We start from the raw sequence: 6,192 nt of genomic DNA, 5'->3' as shown, positions 1-6,192 counted from the left end.
CTGTTTTGTTAAGTTTCTTAATAAAAAGATTTTTAATTTTAGAAAAATAGAATGGTATCTAAAAATTCCACAACCTGCATAGGAGAGCTATAGTTGGCCCATCCCCGAATCATGGGGTTTAGCAACCCAATCAGGTTTTCTTGCTGGGCCATCTTGTTTGCCTTTACGGTTTTTCGGATTTTCCCTAAAAACGCTTTCACGTTCATCTTTGACGGCTTAATCAACATCTTTCCGTCATATTTCCTGATATTCCATCCGAGAAAGTCAAACCCTTCCTCAATGTGCGTAACCTTGGTTTTCTCAACCGAGAGTGTTAAACCCCGTTCCATTAGGAGTTTTTCAACCAAGGGCTTCACTTCATTTTCGAGCAGTTCTTTCGACTTGCCCGTGATGATGAAGTCATCCGCATATCGTACCAAGTTGACTTGGTGTGCGCCCGCAATGTGGCCGTCAGGATTCCCTTTCTTGTTCACGCCATATTTATTGCGCAGTGCGGCTTCCAATCCATCCAAGGTCAAATTTGCCAGCGTGGGCGAGAGGATGCCTCCTTGTGGCGTCCCCGCCGTTGTTGGGAAGAGTTCGTCTTTGTAGACGTAGCCTGCCTTTAGAGGACATCCGGCACAGGATATGCTTAAAAAAGGGTAACATGAGGTAGGGTGTCAACAAGACAATCACGGTCCTGACTGAGGACGGTATGGCCTATCAAGAAATTTCTGATGCGGTTTGGAGCAAAGTGGAACCTTTATTGGTGCGCTTTCGGCGGAAAAAATCGGGGGGTAGTCCACCGATGGATTTCCGGTGCCTCTTGAACGGGATGTTCTACCTGCTCAAAACGGGCTGTCAGTGGAGTCAGATCCCCGCCTGCTATGGTTCTAAAAGTACGATTCATGAACACTTCCAGAAGTGGGTACAGGCGGGGGTGTTTGCTGAGATCTTCCGGTTACAGGCTGAAGAATACCAAGCCTTACACGGGATTGAATGGGAATGGCAGGCCATGGATGGGACGTTGGTGCAAGCCCCGGTGCGGGGTCAGTTGCTCTGCTTGGCCGAGGAGGGCTTGGGGCGCAATCCGACCGACCGGGGACGAAGCGGCAGCAAAATCCATTGCCATGTCGATCAAAGCGGGATTCCGCTCGGGGTCGTCCTGGTCGGTGCCAATGTCCACGACAGCCGGTTAGTCTCCCCTACCGTGGTGGCGGATATCCTGCCGCGCCCTGCGCTGACCCCCGATCAGTCCCAGCACTTGTGCTTGGACAAGGGCTACGACTATGCCCGGGTTGAAGCCCAAGTAAAGGATCAGGGCTATATCCCGCACATTCGCCGGATCGGCGAGGAAAAAATGGCCGACGGCGCGAAGACTCAGCCCGCCCGCCGCTGGGTCGTCGAACGGACCATTGCTTGGATGAAAGGCTTTCGGGCGATTCGCACCCGCTACTTCTGCAAGGCACAAAACTACCTGGCAATGATTCAGTTCGCCTGCACGCTGATCATCGCTAGGAAGCTCGTACCCACTTGAGATAAGCAAAGTATGTGCCGGATATCCTCTTAGCCACTTCTGGAGTGTTACTTTGTCCGTGGGGACATGCTCCAGCATCCATTTGTGACTGATGTGGTCAAAGGAAACCACCACACACTACCCATCTCGAAGACTGTTCCGAAGCAGTCACCATTATCCGCCGAGGGCATCCCTTTGAAGGCCGAGTCCTTCGAGTCCTGCGGCGCACGCATCGGAACGGCCAACTCCACTTCCTGCTGATCTTGCCCGACCAGAGCCGGTCACTGATTCCGGCGGATTGGACGGACTGGGCGCGCCCGGACCCAGGCGCCCCGGCCACTCCCGATGGGCAGGGGACGCTGTTGGGCTCCTTGTCCGACTTGCTCCACACCCGTTCACTGCTCGACGCTCTCCTCAATCGTCCATCACCTTTTGAGGAGCGCCGCCATGCAAAAGAGCCTGCCCTTTCTGGAAAACCCACCGCTCAAACCGGCGATCTGGGAGCATCTCGACGACGGGCAACGCGCCGTGGTCCTCGGCAAGCTGGCACAACTGATCGCCAAGACCGCCACAGTCGAAACGAAACCGGAGGCGCCCCGCCATGAGTGATCACGGCAAAATCAGTCCAGTTCACTTGCGCCGGGCCGCCCTGGTCTATATTCGTCAATCGTCCGCAGCTCAGGTCGAGCACAACCGGGAGTCCACCGCGCGTCAATACGCGCTCGCCGACCGCGCCATCGCCCTCGGTTGGGCGCGGGACCAGGTCACCATCATCGACCAGGATCTGGGCCTGTCCGGGGCCAGCGCGGCGCAACGGTCCGGCTTTGCCCAATTGACCGCCGACGTGGCCCTGGGGCACGTCGGCATTGTCCTGGGCCTCGAAGTCTCGCGTCTGGCGCGCAATAATGCCGACTGGTATCGCCTGCTGGACCTGTGTGGAATGACCGATACCTTGATCGGCGATGCCGACGGCGTCTACCTCCGGGCCTGTTCAATGATCGCCTCGTGCTGGGACTCAAGGGCACCATGAGCGAAGCCGAACTCCATATCCTGCGGGCACGGCTCGACGGCGGCATCCGCAACAAGGCCGCCCGCGGCGAACTGCGTCGCGGGTTACCCATCGGCTTCGTCTGGGGCGATGAGGACGGCGAGGTGCGTTTCCACCCCCACGCCGCCGTGGTCGCCGCCATTCGCTCGGTCTTCGAACGTTTTGCCGAACTGGGTTCGGCGCGCCGGGTGTGGCTCTGGTTTCACGCCGAGGGCCTGAACTTTCCCCTGCGATTGAACCAAACCGACGAAATTCGCTGGACTCCGCCGACGTATACCGCGATCCACCATATCCTGACCAATCCGGTGTATGCCGGTGCCTATTGCTACGGTAAAACCCGGCGTGAGCGGTATGTCGATGCGCAGGGGCAGATCAGGCAACGGATTCGTCATCTCCCGCAAGCGGAGTGGGCTGTCCTCATCCCCGATCACCACGAAGGCTTCATCGATTGGGCCACGTATGCGGCCAATCAAACGCGGCTCGACCGCAATACCCGACCCCAACCCCACCAGGTGGGCGGCGCCTTGCGAGAAGGGGCGGCCTTGCTGCAAAGCCTCGCCACCTGCGGCCATTGCGGCCGTCGCTTACGCACGCATTATCGCGGGCGCACCAGCATCCCCGGTTATCACTGCGCCGGCAAAGACATCGTCGGCGGACGAGGGGTCTACTGCCTCAACGTGGGCGGCCTGCAAATCGACGAGGCGGTGACTCAGGCTTTTCTTCAAGCCCTCGAACCCGCGGGCATGCAAGCGGCTCTCCTCGCCGCGCAACAACTCGAAGCCGATCACGATACCGCCCTCACGCAGTGGCGGCTCGCCGTAGAACGGGCGCGCTATGAAGCCGACAAGGCCGAACGCCGCTATCGCGCCGTCGAGCCCGAAAATCGCCTGGTGGCCCGTGGTCTCGAAACCGAATGGGAGCAGCGCTTGCGGGCGCTCGATGAGGCCCAGGTCGAACTGACCCGCCGCCAACAGCAGCGCCCGGTCGCGCTAACCTCCAGCGAACGCAACGCCCTACTGGCGCTCGGTCGCGATCTCAAGCCAGTTTGGTTTGCTCCCACGACCACGCGCCGCGACCAAAAGGAACTCCTGCGCGCCCTGCTGGAAGAAGTCATCATCGCGGTCTTCCGCAACGAATACCGAGCGCATCTGACCCTGCGCTGGCGTGGCGGCCGGCTCACCGAACTCGAGGTCAGCTTGCCGCGCTCTCGACCCGCTACCGTGCGCACCGACGAAGATACCCTGGTACTCCTGCGTCGTTTGGCGGTTCACTATCCCGATGACGTCATCGCCGGCATCCTCAACCGGCAGGGGCGAACCACCGCACGAGGCCTGCGCTTTACCGCCAACCTCGTGGGTAACACCCGGCGACATTGGCACATCCCGCGCTTTGAGCCGCAGCCGGAAGGCCCGGAGGGCGAACTTCTCAGCATCCAACAAGCCGCCAACGCCCTCAACCTGGCCCCCTCCACCCTGCATCGCTGGGTCAACGAGGGCTTCGTCGCCGGCGAGCAGGTCACACCCGGTGCGCCCTGGCAGATTCGTTTGACCGATGACCTGCGGCGCCAATTTGTCGAGGAAGCGCCCGAAGGTTATGTCGTAATGCAAGAGGCCACCCAATCGCTTGGTGTATCGCGGCAAACCGTGTTGCAGCGTGTCAAGCGCGGCGAACTCGATGCCGTCCATGTCTGCTGTGGGCGCAGAAAAGGGCTGCGAATCAAGGCGGTAGATAACCACCCCGACCTATTTAACCTTTCCTCATAAACTTGGGGGTATTATGAAGCAGCATCCAAGCAACCTTTGATGTCACCTTCCAGTATCCATTGCGGACTCCAGTTTCTTGATAGTGCTGTGAAGCCTTGTTCTCTTGCGTCCGCCGTGGACCTTTCTGGTCTAAATCCATACGAGTTGTTATCCGCCGTTGTTTCCGATACCGGGTCTAGCGCGAGCAGGTGAAGTGCCTGCATCGCCCTATCCTTCATGGTCGGTATTCCAAGCGGCCTTGACTTCCCGTTGCTTTTGGGTATTAAAACCCGTCTCAGAGGTGCAGGCTTGTATCCCCGCCTCCTTATCGACAACACGGCTTGAAATTTGGCGTTCGGGGTTGACCATGTTTCTTGGTCAACTCCTGGCGTTTTCTTACCTTGGTTTTCCGTCACTCGTTTTACGGCGATGACTCTGCCACTCCACGAATGGGTTAGCAGCCATTGCAAGGCTTTCACCTTGTTCCAGCGGCCTTCCTGCGTTGCCTTCACGATACGCGCTTGCAGCCTTCTGACTTGTTGGTGACATTCAGCCCAGTTAATCCTGTGCCAACTCAACTCCAAGCCGGAGGCCGCACTTACTGTACAAGTAATCATTTGCCTGCCCTCCTGTAAAGGTTCTACCTACTCGCTCGTGATATGAGACCATAACGGAAGTCTGCGCCGTTGCCAGCTAGGGTGATGTTGCCTTTCGACTCAACCCCTATCCGTCTCATTACAAGGCAGCCTTCGCTTTCTCCGTATTCCTTTACCCGCCTTCTATCAACCTTCCTTGCGGTCGGCCTGCCATTGCTGGCGAGAAGGAAAACTTATCGGGCTTACCGTGTTTCATCTGTGTAACTGAGATGGGTTAGGCTCTGTCTATCTTCCGGTGGTCTTGTGTCCCCGTAGCTCTAGGTATGAAAGAGCTAACCTACCACTTGCCATTTTGGCTCAAGCCTATCAGCATTATTTGGCTTGTCATTCTTAACGGAATTTATCGACAGTTCACTTACGTTAGCCATACCACCCAAGCCTAGCCCCCTTCCACATTATGCTTGTAGATACGCTTCATCCTCACGGATTCAGCTTAACCCTTTCGGGTATGGGTTACTTTGTCCCGCCAGCTTCACACCGTCTCGTTACCAAGGCCGCATGTGGCGGTAGGCTACTGCTGAGGGAACAGCAGGTTCTATCAAGGATTTTACCCTAGTAGAACAATTACATAAATAACATCACGTCGCACCATACCGATGAATATGCCATCTATAACCCATTGAAGGATTGGGGCTTTAACCCTCATACGGTTTGCCACAGCCGGGGTGAATACGCCCGCGATGACGATGGGGATGGTTTCCATGAGATTCATGTCAATACCGCCGAGGGTTTCTGGTCGCTGCTGCGTTCCTGGTTGCGGCCCCATCGAGGAATCTCACAAGAGAAACTGCCGCTCTACTTGGGTTTCTTTCCGTTCGTACATAACTCCCGCATCCGGGGTAAAGGTCTGCTCAGACCCCTTTTGGAACTGCTGGTCACATAACACAGCGAACTGACCGGAATCCATATTGAGCCAAGTTTTGATAGGTTGGGGTGATAACCTATAGTGGGGTCAACCGGAGGAAACCCCATGGCCCACAAAGACTTGGTTGACCTCACTGATGATGAGCAGGGCTACCTGCATGAGGTCATCGGCAAAGGTAAAACGATGGCACGCCGGGTCGCGCGTGCCCATGTCTTACTACAAGCTGCCACTGGGGCGACCGACGCGGAGATCGCTGTGACCCTCCACCTCGGCATTGCGAGTGTGCATCGGATCCGCCAACGCTTTGTCGACGAAGGGCTAACGGCAATAGTGTTCGGCATAGCAATTGCTGTTAACTTTAGGATATAATTTTCTAATTTGTAATC

Annotated in this window: 5 protein-coding genes and 4 pseudogenes; 7 read left to right on the top strand and 2 right to left on the bottom strand. The window is 56.8% G+C overall.

The features are described from left to right. Window positions 1-77: 77 nt before the first annotated feature. Window positions 78-608: pseudogene (locus BN874_RS09770) on the bottom strand (reverse transcriptase domain-containing protein); the annotation flags it as partial. A gap of 62 nt (window positions 609-670) precedes the next feature. On the opposite strand from BN874_RS09770, the gene BN874_RS09765 reads away from it, so the two are divergent. The 5 genes and pseudogenes from BN874_RS09765 (at window position 671) to BN874_RS09760 (ending at window position 4,306) form a co-directional block, all read left to right on the top strand. Beyond that, window positions 671-1,516 (top strand): IS5 family transposase, encoded by an 846-nt coding sequence (locus BN874_RS09765; protein WP_195912160.1) that lies wholly within the window; start codon window positions 671-673, stop codon window positions 1,514-1,516. Window positions 1,517-1,668: 152 nt separating this feature from the next. Next, window positions 1,669-1,896, top strand: a pseudogene (locus BN874_RS26620) (DUF5372 family protein); the annotation flags it as partial. A 46-nt stretch (window positions 1,897-1,942) separates the two neighbouring features. Beyond that, a complete protein-coding gene (locus BN874_RS25590) occupies window positions 1,943-2,104 on the top strand; it encodes a hypothetical protein (RefSeq protein ID WP_154724847.1) in 162 nt (53 codons plus the stop codon). Then, window positions 2,097-2,525 carry a recombinase family protein gene (locus BN874_RS25585; protein WP_230314390.1) on the top strand — a complete coding sequence of 143 codons (429 nt, stop codon included), beginning with the start codon at window positions 2,097-2,099 and terminating at the stop codon, window positions 2,523-2,525. The genes BN874_RS25590 and BN874_RS25585 overlap by 8 nt, the downstream gene beginning before the upstream one ends. Beyond that, entirely contained in the window at window positions 2,522-4,306 is a 1,785-nt protein-coding gene (locus BN874_RS09760) for a recombinase family protein (RefSeq protein ID WP_230314389.1), read from the top strand. Before BN874_RS25585 ends, BN874_RS09760 begins: the two co-directional genes overlap by 4 nt. A gap of 14 nt (window positions 4,307-4,320) precedes the next feature. On the opposite strand, the pseudogene BN874_RS09755 reads toward BN874_RS09760, so the two are convergent. After that, window positions 4,321-4,902: pseudogene (locus BN874_RS09755) on the bottom strand (reverse transcriptase N-terminal domain-containing protein); the annotation flags it as partial. 628 nt (window positions 4,903-5,530) lie between these two features. Between BN874_RS09755 and BN874_RS23490 the strand changes: the two are divergent. Together BN874_RS23490 and BN874_RS09745 are read left to right on the top strand one after the other, a co-directional pair. After that, window positions 5,531-5,824: pseudogene (locus tag BN874_RS23490) on the top strand (transposase); the annotation flags it as partial. Window positions 5,825-5,911: 87 nt separating this feature from the next. Beyond that, window positions 5,912-6,175, top strand: coding sequence for a helix-turn-helix domain-containing protein (locus BN874_RS09745; protein WP_051497670.1), 264 nt, complete (start codon window positions 5,912-5,914; stop codon window positions 6,173-6,175). Window positions 6,176-6,192: the final 17 nt, after the last annotated feature.

Source organism: Candidatus Contendobacter odensis Run_B_J11, assembly GCF_000531125.1.
Lineage (GTDB): Bacteria > Pseudomonadota > Gammaproteobacteria > Competibacterales > Competibacteraceae > Contendibacter > Contendibacter odensensis.
Note: the sequence above shows the minus strand (reverse complement) of the source record. Positions and strands in the feature narration are given on the sequence as shown.